We start from the raw sequence: 16,966 nt of genomic DNA on the forward strand, positions 1-16,966 counted from the left end.
TGGATCCATGGAAATCATCGTTCGACCCGCGCGGCCGCCGCATGCGACTCGCCGGGTGTCCGGCACGTCACCGGAATCGGCGTGCCTTCGAGTTGAAGCTGGTTCGGCAGTGCGTCGATCGTGCACAGCGTGCGTTCGCCCGCCCGCACCGCCAGCGCGGATTTCGGCTGAACCTGGGTCAGGAACGCGGCACCGCCCTCGCCGACGATGCCGAGTTCCTTGCCGTTCGCCGCGTCCTGCACCGACGCGCCGAACGGCAGCGGCTTGCCGGCCGCGTCGGTCAGCGTCAGGTACAGGTTGCTGCCGCGCGCGGCGGAGAACTTCACGAAGCCGATCGCGCCATCGGTCAGCACCATGCGCTGGATCGGGTTCGTCACCTGCACTTCGAGCGGCAGCTTCTCGACGTTGACGGTCGCGTCGTACACGTTGTACGGCGAGATGCCGTCGAGCACCGCGTAGCCGCGCGAATCGGTATGCGTGAGCGTGCCGGACAGCGGCACGTCGGGCACGCCGTCGGTCGAGACCAGCAAGCGCGTGTCGCCCGCATTGCCGTTCGCGTGCGCGGACACGCCGTACTGCGTCGCGACGAACGAGCCGTCGACTTCGAGCGACGCGGCCGCATACGCATTGGCGAGCGTCGACGCCTGCGCGTTCAGCTGGTACGTCGACGTGCGCTGGCGGAAGCTCGCGTTCGCCGACGCGCGGCCGTCGGTCTCGCCCGCGTTGATCTGGTACGTGCGACCGGCCGAATCGTCGTAGATGTAGCCCGCGTTCACGCTCGTGCTGCCGCTGCCCGTCGTCAGGTTCGACGTGACGGTGTGGCGGCCGCCGATCGGCAGCGTCGCGGTCACCGAGAACTGGTTGCCGCTCGCGCCCGCGCTTTGCGTGCGGAAGGCCGACACGCTGACGTTCAGGTTGCGCAGCGTGCCGATCGAGAACGCACGCGTGAGCGTCAGGCCGACCCGCTGCTCGGACGCACGCGCCCAGTAGGTCGTCTGGTCGTACGAGAAATAGGTCGACGTGTCGCCGAAGCGCTTCGACATCGTCGCCGAATAGCGCTGCTTGCTGTTGGCGAGGCCGTATGACGTCGGATCGCCGGAGAATTGCGCGAAGTTGGTGTACTCGCGCTCGGAGAAGCGATAGCCGAAGAAGCGCACGTCGGCATCGAGCCCGTCGAAGTGCTTCGAATAATTGATGCGATACGAGTTGCCGTTGCGTGTCGCGCCGCTCCACCACAGGCGCGCGCGCGCGTGCGTGACGTCGGCCGACACCGCGCCGAAGGCGCCGAAATCGCGGCCGACGCCGAGTGCGACCGACGTGTAGCCCGACGCGGCGATGAAGCCGCCATAGGCGGTGATGTCGAACGGCAGGCCGTACGCAATTTCGCCGAAACCGAAGAACGGCGTGATGCCGGCGCCGCCGAACAGGCGCGGCTTGCCGACCGCGGCCTTGTAGCGTAACTGGCCGGTGCGCGCGAGGAACGGCACGGCGGCCGTCGTCACCTGGAAGCGCTGCACGCTGCCGTCCTCTTCCTCGACCGCGACGTCGAGCGTGCCCTGCACGCTCGTGTTGATGTTCTGCAGCGCGAACGCGCCCGGCGACACGCGCGTCACGTACAGCACGCGGCCGGCCTGCGACACGGTCACGGTCGCGTTGGTGCGCGCGACGCCCGAGATCAGCGGCGCATAGCCGCGCAGCGACGGCGGCAGCATGCGGTCATCGCTGCGGATCGACGCACCCGTCAGCGCGAACGTGTCGAAAATGTCGGAGGTCAGGTAGTCGTCGCCGAACGTCACCGTCGACTGGATCGACGGCAGCGCGCGAAAGGCATAAAGCCGGCTGAAGCGGAACGTGCGGTCCGCGTACGCCGTGTTACCCACGTTCGATTGCGCCTGGTAGTCGCCGCGAAAACGCCACGCATCCCAGTTCGCGCCAACCGTCCCGTAGGCCTGGATCGAGTTCGTCTGCCCGCCGCCCGCACCGAAGTTGCGGTTCGTGTTCGCGATCACGCGATAGTCGAGCATCGCGCCGGGAATCCCTTCGGACCAGTGGTCCGGCGGCAGGTAAGTCGAATCGGTGAATTCGAGCGCGGCCTGCGGAATCGTGATCTTGAGCCGCCCGTCGCTTTTCAGGTAGCGCACGGTCGCCCCTTCGATCGCAGCCAGGTCGACGCAACTGCCGCCCTGGAAGCGCGGCAGGTCCTTGACCAGCGACGGCTTCAGGCCGAACCGCGCGACGAGCGCCGGTCGCAGGCACGGCTTGCCCGCGCCCGTCGCATCGACGGCCACGAATTCGATCGGCTGCAGTCCGAGGTACAGGTCGTTGACCTGCACGTCGAGCATGTACTCGCCGGGCAACGTGAAGTCCGGCTGCGAGAACTGCGACAGGTCGACGTTGCCCGTTCCGTCGATGTCGAGGAACGACGAATTGAATTCCGTCGCATGGCTCTGGCTGCCAACGACCAGCACGGAGACGCAAAGGAAGGAATGTCTGATTCGCACGCGGCGCTACCGGGAGTCCAGGGAGAAGGAAAACGGGAGGAAAGATGAAGGAGGAAGGGATGCACGCATCCCTCCTCCGGTACGGACGCTTACTGGTAGCGGACCGTGAAATTCGCGACGCCGTCGGCGGTACCCGGCGTCACGCCGGCTGCCGTCGCTTCGTACATCGCTGCGAAGCGTGCGGTGTTCGTGCCGTTCTGCAGCAGCGTCGGCGCCTTCTGCTCGGCGCCGTTGTCGAGGTATTCGCCCGACGCGGCCTGCAGGCGGATGCCGACATTGGTGGCCGAGCCGATCGTGGCGAGCAGCTTCGGCTGGCCGGCGCTCGACGTGCCCGTGAACGTGAAGTACGCGTTCTGCGCGATGCTGGTGTCGCAGTCGGTCAGCTTGATGTCGAACGACACCGGGTCCGACTTGTCGCCGGCTTGCTTGAACTTGTTGGTCGGCACCTTGCCGAGCTGCACGGTCTGGTTGACCGAGTTCGAATCGATGCCGCATGCGCCCGCGACGATCTCGCCCGTGAAGTTGATCGTGCCGGTGCCCGCTGCGAACGCCGAGGTGGACAGGGCCGCGAGTGCGACAGCGCTCAGGATGGATTTTTTCATGACGTTTCCCGTAAGGAGTGCAAATGGAATGGACGACGTGGCGGACACAAACGGCAGCGTGTGGTGGCTCCCGTCCGACACGAGGCGGCATTATCGAGATAACCGTGAAAGATTTCTGTAAATCATTGTCAAATGCATCTGACAATGTTCGATTTATCCCTCTAAAACCTCATTCCTTCCTTTCCATTTTCAATCCGGGATTTTTATCCGCAGTCCTTTTTGATTTTCCGGAACCGATTGAAGATTAAGGGAATTTCTTGCCGATAATCGTCGATGCCGCGCTCTCCCTTGCCGGCATTGGCTTGCGCTGGACCACCACCCAAAGGACAAAACATTGTCCAGAGCCGCCATCGTTGTTCGATCACAACATGAATATCGGATCATTTTCAACTGACAGGAAATTAACGCCGGCATTTCATCAATACGGATTTATCGCGCAAACGATTGCGAGAAGCATACAAACGTTTTACTGCGACACTTTGCCGCCGCCATTAATTACAATACATTGATTAATTCGATCGTCAATTACCAATCGGGAATCGCCGGCATTCGCGGCCGCCGGAACGCGGCTGGCATGCCGGATTGGACGAGATGAAAAAGGAAGAGACGCGGCACACGTTTGCGCCGGCGGGCGACACGATTGGTTGCCAGATGCGGGTGGCGACGAAAGCAGCCCTTCCGCCCTGCCGAGAGAGGAAAAGGGTGCGCGGACCAGCGAAAGGAAGCGCCGATGACGATCGGCGGTACGACGGGCAACACGCCCTGTCGAAGCGGCGGCCGCACGTCGAATCGTACGGCCGCCGTCATCTCGCCCGACACACTGCGGTGTCAGGCAACGAATCGCCCATCACGCGGAAGCCGCGGCCTCCGCCGATGCCGGCGCCCAGCCGCCGCCGAGCGCACGGTACAGCGCGATCGCGTTCGCCAGCCTGAGCTGCCTGAGCCGGATCAGCTCCTGTCCCGACTCGTACGTGCTGCGCTGCGCGTCGAGCAGCTCGAGATAGGTCGCGACGCCGCCCGCATAGCGACGCTCCGCGAGTTTCAGTCGCGCGCCGTCCGCCGCATACACGTCCTGCTGCGCGGCAAGCTGCCGGTCGATCCAGTCGCGCGCGGCGAACGCATCGGCCACTTCGCGAAACGCGGTCTGCACCGCCTTCTCGTATTCGGCGACCGCGATGTCCTTGCGCGCGTGCGCGACGTCGAGGTTCGCGCGATTGCGTCCGCCCGCGAAGATCGGCAGCGTGATGCGCGGCGCGAACGTCCATACGCTCGTGCCGGCCGCGAACAGGCTCGAGAACGCGTCGCTCACCGAGCCGTAGTCGGTCGTCAGCGCGATGCGCGGGAAGAACGCCGCGCGCGCCGCGCCGATGTTCGCGTTCGCGGCCTTCAGCCGTGCCTCGGCCTGCCGGACGTCCGGCCGCCGTTCGAGCAATTCGCTCGGTGCGCCCGGCGCCACGGGCGCGATCGACAGCGTGTCGAGCGCGGTCGCGTCGTCGGGCACGTTGTGCGCGAAATCGCCCGCCAGCAGTTGCAGCGCCCGTACGGCCTGCGCATGCTCGCGCTGCAGCCCGGCCTGCGACGCGCGCGCGGACGCCACCAGCATCTCGGCCGAGCGCAGCTCGATCGCGTCGCTCGTGCCGGCGGCATAGCGGCGTTGCGTGAGCGCGGCCATCCGCTCGCGGGCTTCGAGCGTGCGCTGAGCGAGCGCCAGTTGCTCGTGCAACGATCGTTCGGAAACGTACGCGCCCGCCACTTCGGCGATCACGCCGATGCGGACCGTGCGCTGCGCGTCCGCCGTCGCGAAGTATTCGGCGAGCGCCGCGTCGGACAGGTTGCGTACGCGGCCGAACAGGTCGAGCTCGTACGCGCTGACGCCGACGCCTGCGCGATACAGCCCGCTGATCGCGCTTTCGCGCACGACCGGGTCGTACTGGCGCGCGCGTTCATAGCCGAGATTCGCGTCGACCGACGGCATCCGATCCGCGCGCTGCACGCCGTACAGCGCGCGCGCTTCCTCGAGCCGGCCGGCCGCGATCCGCAGGTCGCGGTTGTTCGCGAGCGCCGCGTCGATCCACGCATGCAACGCCGGATCGGTGAAATACGCATGCCAGTCGTCGAGCAGCGCGGCATCCTGCGCCGCGGCCGGTTGGGCCACTGGCGCAGTACTGCCGTCGACCGGCGCATAGCTCGCCGGCACCGGTGTCACCGGGCGCTCGTAACGCGGCGCGAGCGAGCACCCGGCGAGCGCGAGCGCGGCGGCCAGCGCGACCTGAACCCGCCGCGCGGCGCGTGCATTCAGCGCAAACATCATGGTTGCGAACCCTCCATCGTCGCCGGCTGCGACCCGCCGCGCCGGCGCGGGCCGACGTCGAACAGGCGGCCGACGATCACGAAAAACAGCGGGACGAGAAACACCGCGAGCACGGTCGCCGTGATCACGCCACCGAGCACGCCGGTGCCGATCGCCATCTGCGCGCCGGACGCGGCGCCCGACGCGAACGCGAGCGGCAGCACGCCGACGCCGAATGCGAGCGACGTCATCACGATCGGCCGCAGCCGCAGGCGCGCGGCCTCGAGCGCCGCGTCGACGAGCGACATGCGCTGCGCGACGAGATCCTTCGCGACCTCGACGATCAGGATCGCGTTCTTCGCGGACAACCCGATCGTCGCGATCAGCCCCACCTTGAAATAGATGTCGTTCGGCATCATCCGCAGCGTCACGCCGAGCACCGCGCCGATCACGCCGAGCGGGACGACCAGCATCACCGCGAACGGAATCGACCAGCTCTCGTAGAGCGCCGCGAGCGCGAGGAACACGACGAGCACCGACAGCGCGAACAGCATCGGCGCCTGCGCGCCCGACAGCCGCTCCTCGAACGACTGCCCCGACCACGCATAGCCGATGCCGGCCGGCAGCTTCGCGGCGATCCGCTCGATCGCGCTCATCGCCTCGCCGCTGCTGTGGCCGGCCGCGGCCGAGCCGTTGATCGTGAACGACGGATAGCCGTTGTAGCGCGTGAGCTGCGGCGGCCCGAGCGTCCAGTGCAGCGTCGTGAACGCCGCGAGCGGCACCATCTCGCCGCGCGCGTTGCGCACGCGCAGCTTCTTCACGTCGTCCGGATCGAGCCGGTGCAGCCCGTCGGCCTGCACCATCACGCGCCGCACCTGCGTGCCGTGCATGAAGTCGCCGATATAGTCGGAGCCGAACATCACCGCGAGCGTCGTGTTGATCTCGTCCATCGACACGCCGAGCGCGGACGCCTTCGCGCGATCGATGTCGAGCTTCAGTTGCGGCGCGTCCTGCGTGCCCGCGAACATCAGGTCGGTGAGCGCGCGATCCTTGCCGCCCGCCGCGAGCAGTTGCTCGCGCGCGGCGCTGAACGTCGCGTAGTCGAGCCCGCCGCGGTTCTGCAGCCGGAAGTCGAAGCCGCTCGACGAACCGAGATCGGGCAGCGCCGGCGAGTTCATCGCGAACACCGTCGTGTTCGGCGTGCCCGCGAAGCGCTCGTTGATGCGCGCGACGATCGACTGCACGTGATCGCGTGCGGCCTTGCGCTCCTTCCAGTTCTTCAGCGTGACGAAGATCATCCCGCCGTTCGGCCCTTCGCCGTACAGGTTGAAGCCGCCGAGCGCATACGTATAGGCGGTCGGCTCGTCGCGGCGGATGGCCGACTCGACCTCGCGCACGCTCTGCATCGTTTCCGCGAGCGGCGTGCCTTGCGGGCGAATCACCATCACCATGAAGTTGCCCTGGTCCTCGTCCGGCAGGAACGCGGTCGGCAGTTGCGTGAGCATCAGCGCGGCCGCCGCGGTCAGCGCGCCGTACACGACGAGCCAGCGCACCGGCTTCTTCAGCATCGTGCCGACCCGCGTCGCGTAGCGCTGCGTCGCACGCGCGACGAAGCGGTTGAACCCGCCGAAGAAGCCGCGCTTCTCGTGATGGTCGCCGGACACCGGCTTGAGCAGCGTCGCGCACAGCGCGGGCGTCAGCGACAGCGCGAGGAAGGCCGAGAAACCGATCGACACCGCGAGCGACAGCGCGAACTGCCGGTAGATGTTGCCCACCGCGCCGCCGAAGAACGCCATCGGCACGAACACCGACGTCAACACCACGGTGATCCCGACGATCGCGCCGCTGATCTGCTGCATCGCCTTGACGGTCGCGTCGTAGGGCTGAAGCCCTTCCTCGACCATCAGCCGCTCGACGTTCTCGACGACGACGATCGCGTCGTCGACGAGAATGCCGATCGCGAGCACCATCCCGAACATCGTCAGCACGTTGATCGAGAAGCCGGCCGCAACCATCACGCCGAACGTGCCCGCGAGCGCGACCGGCACGACGAGCGTGGGGATCAGCGTCGCGCGCAGGTTCTGCATGAACAGGAACATCACGAGGAACACCAGCACGCCGGCCTCGATCAGCGTCGTGACGACCTTGTTCATCGACACGCGCACGAACGACGACGTCTCGTACGGGATCTGGTATTTCACGCCCGGCGGGAAGTACCTGGACAGCTCGTCCATCGTCGCGCGCACGCGCTTCTCGGTGGATACCGCGTTCGAGCCCGGCGCGAGCTTGATGCCCATCCCGGTCGCGACCTTGCCGTTCACGTACGACGGATAGTTGTAGTCGTTGCCGCCGAATTCGACGCGCGCGACGTCGCGCAGGAACAGCGCGGAGCCGTCAGGCTGCGCGCGCAGCGCGATCGCGCCGAAATCGGCCGGCGTCTTCAGCGGCGCGTCCGCGAACACGGTCGCCGCGATCGGCGCGCTGTCCGGCACCGCGCTGCGGCCGATGTCGCCGATCGTCACGCGCGCGTTGTGCGCGCGCACGGCCGACGCGATGTCCGACGCGGTGAGGCCGTGCCCGGCCAGCTTCACCGGGTCGGGCCAGATCCGCATCGCATACTCGGCGCCCCAGAACTGCACCTTGCCCACACCCTCGACGCGGCGCAGCGCCTGCACGACGTTCGCCGACGCGTATTCGCCGAGCTGCACGTCGGTCATCCGGCCGTCGTCGGACGTCAGCGACACGACGAGCTGGATGTTGTCGGCGGCCTTCTCGACCTGGATGCCGTCGCGGCGCACGGGCTCGGGCAGGCGCGCATCGACCGTCTTCAGCCGGTTCTGCACTTCGACGGCCGCGAGATCGGCGTTCACGCCCTGCTTGAACGTCAGGTACAGCGACGCCGCCCCGGCGCTGCTCGTCGCGGACGTATACAGCAGCCCCGGCGCGCCGTTCATCTCGCGCTCGATCAGCGCGGTCACCGATTCCTCGACGACCTGCGCGGACGCGCCCGGGTACGTCGCATAAATGCTGACGACGGGCGGTGCGATGTCCGGGTACTGCGCCACGGGCAGCGCGCGAATTGCGAACAGGCCGCCCAGCATGATGAAGATGGCGATCACCCACGCGAAGACGGGGCGATCGATGAAGAAACGTGCCATGTTGGTTTGAACCGATCAGGTTTGACGGGCGGCCGCCTGCGAAGCGGCCGCTGCCGGCGCCGCCTTCGACGGCGGCGCCTTTTCGACGGGCTTGACGGCCGTATCGGGCGCGAACTGCGCGGCGTCGTCGACGATCACGCGCTCGCCGCCCGCGAGGCCGCGCGTGATGCGCCAGTCATGGCCGCTCATCTGGTCGGCCGTGACCTCGACGTCCTTGACCTTGCCGTTCACGCCGACGACACGCACCGACGTGCGGTCGGTCGTGCGCAGCAGCGCGTCGCGCGGCACGAGGATCGCCCGCTGGTCGACCGCCGTGTCGAGCGCGATCCGCACATACGCGCCCGGCAGCAGCTCGCGCTCCGGATTCGGGAACAGCGCGCGCATCGCGACGGTGTCGGTGGTTGGATCGACCGCGAGATCGCTGAACAGCAGCTTGCCCTTCAGCGGATACGCGGTGCCGTCGGCGCGCAGCAGCGTCACCGCGATGTCGTGCTGCGCGATGCCCGTCGCGCGCCCGCTCTTCACCGCGCGACGCAGTGCGTCGACGTCGGCGGCCGGCTGCGAGAAGTTCACGTAGATCGGATCGAGCTGCTCGACGGTCGTGAGCGGCGTCGCCTGGTCCTGGCCGACGAGCGCGCCCTCGGTCACGAGCGCGCGCCGTGCGCGGCCCGCGATCGGCGCGGTGACGGTCGCATAGTCGAGCTGAAGTTGCGCCCGCGCGAGTTCGGCCTTCGCGGACGCGACCTCGGCCTTCGCCTGCGTATCGGCCGCGACGGCTTCGGTGTGGTCCCGCTCGCTCACCGCGCGATCGCGCACGAGATCGTCGTAACGGCGGCGCTTGTCGGTCGCCGCGAGCACGGCGGCCTGCGCCTTCGCGAGCGCGCCTTGCGCGGCGTCGCGTGCGGCCTTCAGCGGCGCGGGATCGATGCGGAACAGCACCGCGCCCTGCTTCACTTCCTGGCCTTCCTCGTAGGTGCGTGCGGTGACGATGCCCGCGACCCGCGCGCGGACTTCCGCCTGCCGGTATGCGTCGAGCCGGCCCGGCAGTTCGACGGTCATCGGCACGGCCGTCGGGCGCACCGTCACGACGGTGGCCTGCTTCGCGGTCTCCGGCGCGGTGTCCTTGTCGCCCTTTCCGCATCCGGTCACGGCCAGCAGGGCCGCGAGCGCGAACGGCGCCAGCCGCATGCGGCGCCACAGGGTGCGTTTGTTATTCATGTTCTGACCTCGGATCATTCGCCGCCGATACAATGCGGCGGCTCAGGGTGGCCGATTATAATCAGTCACGACTGATTAAATACGCGCTGTTTCAATGTGACTGGCACACTGTCTCAATAAAACGACAGCGAACTGTAAGGAATTTCACGACATGGCCCGCAAGACCCGGGAAGAATCGCTCGCTATCAAGCACCGGATCCTCGACGCCGCCGAGCTCGTGCTGCTCGAAAGAGGCGTCGCGCAGACCGCGATGGCGGACCTCGCCGAGGCCGCCGGGATGTCGCGCGGCGCCGTCTACGGCCACTACCGCAACAAGATGGAAGTGTGTCTGGCGATGTGCGACCGCGCGTTCGCGCGCACGTCGGAAGGTTTCGACGCGGGCGACGGCCTGCCGCCCTTCGCGACGCTGCGGCGCGCCGCGTCGCACTACCTGCAGGAATGCGGCGCGCCGGGCCCGATGCAGCGCGTGCTCGTGATCCTCTATACGAAGTGCGAGCAGAGCGAGGAAAACGGCGCGCTGCAGCGGCGCCGCATGCTGCTCGAGCTGCAGATGCTGCGCATCACGAAGGCGCTGCTGCGCCGCGCGATCGCGGCCGGCGAAGTCGCCGCCGATCTCGACGTGCATCTGGCCGCCGTCTATCTCGTGTCGCTGCTCGAAGGCGTGTTCGCGTCGATGATCTGGACCAACCGGCTGCGCGGCAACCTGTGGAACGACGCGGAGGCGATGCTCGACGCCGGCTTCGACACCGTCCGCACTTCCGCCGCCCTGCGCCGACGCGCGCAAAAATTGCCGGACTGACGAAAATCGTCGTAACAAATGCTGATTTAACCCGACTTACCGCACTGCGAAACGAATGAGCTGACCCCCTTTAAAATTTTTAACGTTTCGCGGAACATCGGTAGACTGACGCTGTCATCTTTCTTTAGCGTCTTCGTGATAACCGGGTTCGACCCGGTATGCACGCCGCCGTTCGAAGCGGGCCCGCCCCGCGCGTTGGGTCGAACGGAAACGACACAGGCCCCTGGCGGGGCCTGTTTTGTTGCACGCCCGCCGCCCGCCCCGTCGCCGTTCGACGGATGTGCCGCCGGCGGCCCCCGCCCACACCCCTTTGAACCGCTTTCCTGGATGTGGACACCTTGGTCAAGTCTGTCGCAACCCCTGACGCCGTCGCGCCCGGCCGCGCGCAGCGCGCCGTGCGCGCGCTCGTGCCGGCTGCCGTGCTCGGCGCCCTCGCCGCATTCGGCCTCGCCGCCGCGCTGCCGGCCGTGTCGCAACTGCCGGGCGCCGTCGACTCGGGCACGGCCGCGCTGCCGCAGCGCGTGCTGTCCGATACACCGTTTCCTACCGCGCAGCATTTCGTGACGAGCGAGCTCGCCCGCACGCTCGGCGAGCGCAACGAACACCTCGATCGCAACGAGCGCAGCCTGCAGCCGGGCCTGTTCGCGCCGCTCAGCGCGCATCGCAACGACATGCTCGGCTACGCGAGCCTGTTCCAGTTCGCGTCGCCCGAACACCAGCAAGGGATGCGCGCGGGCGACATCGAGCTCACGCTGTCCGATACGCTGAACCGTCTCGACGTGCCGCCCGAAGTGCGCATCCAGCTCGGCGATCTCGTCACCGGCAAGGTCGCGATGCGCGCGAGTGCGCAGCGCGGCGATTATTACCGCGTCGCGTTCGACACGAACGACGGCACGCCGCGCCTCACCGCGCTCGAGCTGCGCGTCGCCGGCCGCACGTTCGGCGCGATCTGGTTCCGCGCGCCGGGCGCCGAGCACGGTGCGTACTACACGCTCGACGGCTCGCCGCTCGAAGCTGCCGCGTTCACGATGCCGGTCAAGTGGACGCGCATCAGCTCGTTCTTCGGCGAGCGCATCCATCCGCTGTCGCAGGCGATGGCGTTCCATACGGGCGTCGATCTCGCCGCGCCGAGCGGCACGCCGGTCGATGCGGCGGCCGACGGCGTCGTGTCGTTCGTCGGCACCGATCCGGGCGGCTACGGCCGCTATGTGATCGTCGATCATGCGGACGGCTATTCGACCTACTACGCGCACCTGTCCGCGTTCGCTCACGGGCTCAAGACCGGCGAAACGGTGAAGCAGGGCCAGCGCATCGGCTCGGTCGGGATGACGGGCGCCGCGACGGGCCCGCACCTGCATTTCGAGGTGCGTGTCGCGAACGATCCGGTCGATCCGCTCGTCACGCTCGCGAGCGCGCAGACGGCGCTGTCCGACATGCAGCTCACCGCGTTCCGCCAGGAAGCCGCGCAATGGCGCTTCCGCCTCGCGTCGATCAGTACGACGCCGTTCGCGTTCGCGCAGACCGACGGGCCGCTGTGGGGTGATTTCGCCACCGGCCGATCGACGCTGCGCGCCGTCTTCGATACGCACTACTCGGCGTCGTGACGCACGCGCCGCGCGCGGGCCTCGCGCCAACAACCACCGCGCCGCGCCGTCGAGCGACGTGCACAGCACCAGATAGATCACCGCGACAAACAGGAAGATCGGCGCCGGATACACCATCAGCCGGTTGTTCACCTGCGTCGCGACGAACGACAGTTCCGGCACGCCGACGATATACGCGAGCGACGTGTCCTTCACGAGCGCGACCCACTGGTTGACGAACGACGGCGTCATGATCCGGATCGCCTGCGGCAGCAGCACGTAGCGCACCGTCTGCCAGCGCGTGAGCCCGAGCGACAGCCCGGCCTGCCATTGCCCGTCGCCCGCCGCGACGATCCCCGCATGCACCGCATGCGCGAGATACGCGCCGCCGATCAGCGCCAGCGCGCACACGACCGTCGCGAGCCCCGGCACGTCCATGTGCAGCAGCACGGGCATCAGGAAATACGTCCAGAAGATCAGCATCAGCACCGGAATCGCGCGGAAGAAGCCGATGAACGCGAGGAGCAGCACGCGCGCCGGGCCGCGTGCGAGCGCCATCGCGACGCCGAGCGCCACGCCGAGCACGGCCGAGGCAATGGCGCTCGCGAGCGCCAGCACCAGCGACAGCGCGGCGCCGCCGAGCGGGCCGTCGGGAAACGCGCCGACCAATAGGTACGGCAGATTCGAGAAAAGCAGCGAAAGGTCCATCGTCAGCGCCCCGCTCCGAGCCGGTCGCGCCATTGCGTGGCCGCATACGCACCGGCCTCGATCGCGGCCACCGCCGCGACGTACAGCAGCGTCGCGACGCCGAACGCGGCGAACGTCTTGAACGTTTCCGTCTCGACCTGCCGCGACGCATACGACAGCTCGGCGACGCCGATCGCCATCGCGAGCGACGAGTTCTTCACGAGATTCATGTATTGGCCGAACAGCGGCGGCAGCGCGATGCGCACGGCCTGCGGCAACACCACGTAGCGCAGCGACTGCATCGGCGTGAGGCCGAGCGCGGCCGCCGCATCGTGTTGCGCACGCCGCACGCCGCGCAGGCCGGCCTCGCATTCCTCGGCAACGAATGCAGCCGTATAGGCGCTCAGGCCGACCCAGCCCGCGACGAATTCGAACGACGGCCACGCGAGCGTGAACGGGCCCGCGCTCACCGCATGGCGCGCATTGAGCCACGCGATCCACGTATCGGGCAGCAACGACGCGACGCCGAAATACCAGAACAGCAACTGCACGAGCAGCGGCGTGTTGCGGAACGCGACGACGTACGCGGCGGCGACTATGCGCGGTGCCCTGCCGCGCGCATGCCGCATGACGGCGAGCAGCAGCCCGCCGACGGTCGCGGCGATGGCCGACGCGGCCGCGAGGCCGAGTGTCAGCAGGAAGCCCTGCCAGAGCCAGGACAGATATTTGGGAGCCAACCCGAGCATGCTGGGGAGCGCGCACGACGCGCGCGGTCGGATGAAAACGAAAAGCGCCGCGCGGCCGATGTTTAGGCCGGTCGCGGCGCGCGTGCGGGACCACCGATCAGGTCTTGTCGCCGATACGGAAAATGCGCGTGAGCGGCGTTTTCGTCGTCGGCCCGAACCATGCGTCGTAGATCTGCGTGGCGCGGCCGTTCGCCTCGAGCCCCTTCAGCGTGTCGTTGACGAAGCCGAGCAGGCGCGTTTCGCCCTTCGGCACGCCGACGCCCATGTAGTCGTTCGAGATCGTGAACGCCGGAATCTCGTAGTTCTGCTTATCGGGCACGTTCGCGAGCAGGCCGATCAGCTTCGGGCCGTCCTGCGTGATCGCCTGCACGTTGCCGGCGCGCAGCGCGGCGAACGCGAACGGCGTGTCGTCGTACGCGACGATCGTCGCCTTCGGGAATTTCTCGCGCAGCGTGATCTCGTTGGTCGTGCCCTTGTCCGCGCCGACGCGCAGGCCGTTCAACTGGTCGGCCGATTTGAGCACGCCCTTCTTCGCGAGAAACTGCTGGCCCGACGAGAAATACGGAATGCTGAAGTCGACCTGCTTCGCACGCTCGTCGGTGATCGTGAAGTTCGCGAGCACGAGGTCGACCTTGCCGGACGTCAGGAACGGGATGCGGTTCGCGGGGTTGGTCGGTTGCAGTTGCAGCTTCACGCCGAGCTTGTCGGCAAGCGCCTTCGCGTAATCGACGTCGAGGCCGACGATGTGGTTGCTTTTCGCGTCGACATAGCCGAACGGCGGATTGCTGTCGAACGTCGCGACGCGCAGCACGCCGGCCTTCTTGATGTCGTCGAGACGGTCCGCATGCGCGACCGTGCCTGCGGTAACGAGCGCGACCCCGACGAGCCACGTAGCGAGCGTGTTGATTTTCATGAGCACGACCTGATTTGTTATGGGGGCCGCCGCGGATCGCGCGGCGGCACGGTTCGAAGCACATCGCGACGGAGTGTGTCGTCGCGAAGCCGCTAACGTATCAGCGCGTGCGGCGAATCCGAACCAACAAATGGTGCTTTGCTCTGCGGGTTTCGTGATGAGGCGCGGCTGACGCATTTGGCGCGCGCGTTCATCGCGCCGTGCCGCGCTCGCAGTCACTCGCCGCCATCATCCGTGCCGCCGGCGGCGGACACCGCACACAGGAATTCGCCGTCGCCATTGTCCTGCAGGTAGTCGAGCGAGCGGTCCATGCTCAGGAACGACAGCGTGCCCGATACGCCGAGTGCGAACAGCGTGCGGTGATCCGGCGCGAAGATTGCCTGCGACACGCCGCCCGCGACCGGGAATTCGCCAACCGTGCGGCGCGTCGCGGTCTTGATCACGCGCAACGGCTTGTCGTCGTATCCGGTCACCGCGATCAGCGTGCCGTCGCCGTTGCCGTCGAAGCTGTGCATCGACGTCTGGCAGACCGGATAGCTGTCGCGCGCGGCGAGGCTCGACGCGTCGCGCCACTGCACCGACGACGCGTTGTAGAACCACGTTCCCGCGCCATTCGCGCCCGGCGTCGCCTGAATGAAATCCTGATCGACCGGATAGGTCTGGACCGGGGCGTTCGTCGCCGTATCGAACGCAACGATCGCGCCCTTCTGCATCGCGTAGGCATACAGCCGCCGGCCATCGGGCGACAACCACATCGACAGCGCGCGGCCGAACTCGACGCCCGCCGCATCGTGCTCGCCGAGCGGCAGCGTCGCGACGACCTGCGGCCAATGCGCGAGGCTGACGACGGAGATCGTGTCATCGAGGCTGTTCAGCACGTAGAGCCTGTCGTTCGACGCGGACGCGACAATCGCGCGCGGAAACCGGCCCAGCGCCACGCCGTCGACGATCGCGCCGCTGTTCAGGTCGATGCGCACGAGGCCGTTCTCGCGCATCGATGCGACATAGGCGTACCGCTCGTCCGGGCTCACATACACGCCGCTCGCGCCGCGCCCGCGGCACATATTGCCCGGGCAGCCGTCGAGCCCCGTCTTGAACGGCTCGCCCGCGATCGTGCGCACGACCGCGCGTCGGTCGACGTCGACGACGACGAGCGAGTTCGCGTCGATGTCGGTCACGTACAGGCGCTTGCCGGATGCGCCGAGCACCATTGCGTACGGCGACTTGCCGATCGGCACGACCGTGCCCGCGGCCTGCTCGGCCGACACCGGTGCGGGACGGTGCTGCTCTTCGTCGCGGATCTGCGCGTCGATCGCAGCCGCCTGCCGTTTCGCCTGACGCTGTGCGGCGTCGTGCGCCATCTCTCGATCCATCTCGACGCGCCACGTCTGCAATTCCTCGCTGCCGGCCCGCTGCGCGGCGAACAGCATCGCGACGCTGCCGAGCACCGCGAGCACGAGCGGCACGACGACACCGCTGCGGGCCTGCCCCGACCGGCCGGCCCCGTAGATCAGCCAGCCGGCGACGAAGCCGGCGATCACGCCGCCGAGATGCGCGGCCTGGTCGATGCCGCCGATGAAGAAGCCCGACAGCAGATTGATCGCGATCACCTGCCCGACTGCGCCGAGGTTGATCACCGCCGGCGCGTCGTGTCCGCCTTCGCGCGCGCGGCGCAACGCGAATGCCGCGGCCGCACCGGCGAGCCCCATCAGCGCGCCCGACGCGCCAACGCTCACGACCGGCTTGATGCCGCTCGTCTGAAGCGCGACGCCGAACGCGAGACTGGTGCTGCCGACCTCGTGATAGCCGTGCCACAGCGCGCTCAGCAACGAGCCGCCGAGTGCGGACAGCAGGTATACGACGCCGAATCGCAGCGTTCCGCCGACGCGTTCGAGCACGGTGCCGAGCACGACGAGCATGTACAGGTTCAGTGCGAGATGCGTCCAGCCACCGTGCAGGAACGCGCTGGTCAGCAGCCGCCACGGCTGCCCGGTGAGCGTATAGGGCGCGAAGTTCGCGCCCCAGTCGAGCAGGAGCCCGTTCGATAGCGGGCCATACGACGCTTGCCGCCACATCAGCAGGAAGATGACCGCATTGACGACGACCAGCAGAATCGTCAGCCACGGCATCGGGCGTTGTTGTTGTTCTCTCATAGGGATCTTGGTATGGGTTGCCGCGCGCAAACCGCGCGAGCGCCATTATATTTCGCGTCCCGTCACGAGAACGTGGCGACACCGGCCGACGGATCCGGGATAAAAAGACGCCCGCTGCAAGCAGCGGGCGCGAATCCCAGTCAAGGAGGTGTCACACGAACTACGCAGTCAGATTAAGGAAATCGCGCGCCGCGGACAACGAATCGATTTCCATATCGATATGACGCGGCACGCTCATGCCGGCACTTCCCGGGTCGAACCGCGGATGCCGCCGCGCGCGTCATCGCACGCCGCAAAAAAAAACGTCCCGCCAACC

The 16,966-nt window shown here is 67.5% G+C and carries 11 protein-coding genes and 1 pseudogene; 3 read left to right on the forward strand and 9 right to left on the reverse strand.

The genetic code is table 11. From position 1 onward, the window contains the following. Positions 1–14: 14 nt before the first annotated feature. Both HWX03_RS26795 and HWX03_RS26800 read right to left on the reverse strand, forming a co-directional pair. The gene (locus tag HWX03_RS26795; protein WP_175873313.1) at positions 15–2,468 is read right to left on the reverse strand and encodes a fimbria/pilus outer membrane usher protein; all 2,454 of its coding nucleotides are present in this window, start codon (positions 2,466–2,468) and stop codon (positions 15–17) included. A gap of 122 nt (positions 2,469–2,590) precedes the next feature. Beyond that, the gene (locus tag HWX03_RS26800; protein WP_011545365.1) at positions 2,591–3,103 is read right to left on the reverse strand and encodes a fimbrial protein; all 513 of its coding nucleotides are present in this window, start codon (positions 3,101–3,103) and stop codon (positions 2,591–2,593) included. A 23-nt stretch (positions 3,104–3,126) separates the two neighbouring features. Between HWX03_RS26800 and HWX03_RS26805 the strand changes: the two genes are divergently transcribed. Next, positions 3,127–3,351 (forward strand): hypothetical protein, encoded by a 225-nt coding sequence (locus tag HWX03_RS26805; RefSeq protein ID WP_175873314.1) that lies wholly within the window; start codon positions 3,127–3,129, stop codon positions 3,349–3,351. A 599-nt stretch (positions 3,352–3,950) separates the two neighbouring features. Here the strand turns inward: HWX03_RS26805 and HWX03_RS26810 are convergent. The 3 genes from HWX03_RS26810 to HWX03_RS26820 are packed head-to-tail and all read right to left on the reverse strand — an operon-like array spanning position 3,951 to position 9,769. Then, positions 3,951–5,411 carry an efflux transporter outer membrane subunit gene (locus tag HWX03_RS26810; RefSeq protein ID WP_175873347.1) on the reverse strand — a complete coding sequence of 487 codons (1,461 nt, stop codon included), beginning with the start codon at positions 5,409–5,411 and terminating at the stop codon, positions 3,951–3,953. After that, entirely contained in the window at positions 5,411–8,551 is a 3,141-nt protein-coding gene (locus HWX03_RS26815) for a multidrug efflux RND transporter permease subunit (RefSeq protein ID WP_175873315.1), read from the reverse strand. The genes HWX03_RS26810 and HWX03_RS26815 overlap by 1 nt, the downstream gene beginning before the upstream one ends. A gap of 15 nt (positions 8,552–8,566) precedes the next feature. Continuing rightward, positions 8,567–9,769, reverse strand: coding sequence for a MexX/AxyX family multidrug efflux RND transporter periplasmic adaptor subunit (locus HWX03_RS26820; RefSeq protein WP_175873316.1), 1,203 nt, complete (start codon positions 9,767–9,769; stop codon positions 8,567–8,569). Between the two features lie 151 nt (positions 9,770–9,920). On the opposite strand from HWX03_RS26820, the gene HWX03_RS26825 reads away from it, so the two are divergent. Both HWX03_RS26825 and HWX03_RS26830 read left to right on the forward strand, forming a co-directional pair. Further along, positions 9,921–10,568, forward strand: a complete 648-nt coding sequence (locus tag HWX03_RS26825) for a TetR family transcriptional regulator (protein WP_175873317.1) — start codon at positions 9,921–9,923, stop codon at positions 10,566–10,568. A 338-nt stretch (positions 10,569–10,906) separates the two neighbouring features. After that, positions 10,907–12,172 (forward strand): M23 family metallopeptidase, encoded by a 1,266-nt coding sequence (locus tag HWX03_RS26830; protein WP_175873318.1) that lies wholly within the window; start codon positions 10,907–10,909, stop codon positions 12,170–12,172. Here HWX03_RS26830 and HWX03_RS26835 read toward each other — a convergent pair. From HWX03_RS26835 to HWX03_RS26850, 4 genes and pseudogenes are all read right to left on the reverse strand, one after another. After that, positions 12,167–12,859, reverse strand: a pseudogene (locus HWX03_RS26835) (amino acid ABC transporter permease); the annotation flags it as partial. The gene HWX03_RS26830 and the pseudogene HWX03_RS26835 sit on opposite strands and share 6 nt — an antisense overlap. 2 nt (positions 12,860–12,861) lie before the next feature. Next, positions 12,862–13,584 carry an amino acid ABC transporter permease gene (locus HWX03_RS26840; RefSeq protein WP_174430357.1) on the reverse strand — a complete coding sequence of 241 codons (723 nt, stop codon included), beginning with the start codon at positions 13,582–13,584 and terminating at the stop codon, positions 12,862–12,864. 97 nt (positions 13,585–13,681) lie between these two features. Then, complete coding sequence (locus HWX03_RS26845; protein WP_006476062.1) at positions 13,682–14,497, reverse strand: ABC transporter substrate-binding protein; 816 nt, start codon at positions 14,495–14,497, stop codon at positions 13,682–13,684. Positions 14,498–14,712: 215 nt separating this feature from the next. Next, positions 14,713–16,650, reverse strand: coding sequence for a rhomboid family intramembrane serine protease (locus HWX03_RS26850; RefSeq protein WP_244132794.1), 1,938 nt, complete (start codon positions 16,648–16,650; stop codon positions 14,713–14,715). Positions 16,651–16,966: the final 316 nt, after the last annotated feature.

The organism is Burkholderia sp. BCC0397 (assembly GCF_902832865.1).
Taxonomy (GTDB): Bacteria; Pseudomonadota; Gammaproteobacteria; order Burkholderiales; family Burkholderiaceae; genus Burkholderia.

What these genes read in the sequence shown, in the direction of transcription:
- HWX03_RS26800 (WP_011545365.1), bottom strand. Translation starts at nt 3,103, where the DNA reads ATGAAAAAATCCATCCTGAGCGCTGTCGCACTCGCGGCCCTGTCCACC.
- HWX03_RS26805 (WP_175873314.1), top strand. Translation starts at nt 3,127, where the DNA reads ATGGAATGGACGACGTGGCGGACACAAACGGCAGCGTGTGGTGGCTCC.
- HWX03_RS26810 (WP_175873347.1), bottom strand. Translation starts at nt 5,411, where the DNA reads ATGTTTGCGCTGAATGCACGCGCCGCGCGGCGGGTTCAGGTCGCGCTG.
- HWX03_RS26815 (WP_175873315.1), bottom strand. Translation starts at nt 8,551, where the DNA reads ATGGCACGTTTCTTCATCGATCGCCCCGTCTTCGCGTGGGTGATCGCC.
- HWX03_RS26820 (WP_175873316.1), bottom strand. Translation starts at nt 9,769, where the DNA reads ATGAATAACAAACGCACCCTGTGGCGCCGCATGCGGCTGGCGCCGTTC.
- HWX03_RS26825 (WP_175873317.1), top strand. Translation starts at nt 9,921, where the DNA reads ATGGCCCGCAAGACCCGGGAAGAATCGCTCGCTATCAAGCACCGGATC.
- HWX03_RS26840 (WP_174430357.1), bottom strand. Translation starts at nt 13,584, where the DNA reads ATGCTCGGGTTGGCTCCCAAATATCTGTCCTGGCTCTGGCAGGGCTTC.
- HWX03_RS26845 (WP_006476062.1), bottom strand. Translation starts at nt 14,497, where the DNA reads ATGAAAATCAACACGCTCGCTACGTGGCTCGTCGGGGTCGCGCTCGTT.
- HWX03_RS26850 (WP_244132794.1), bottom strand. Translation starts at nt 16,650, where the DNA reads ATGAGAGAACAACAACAACGCCCGATGCCGTGGCTGACGATTCTGCTG.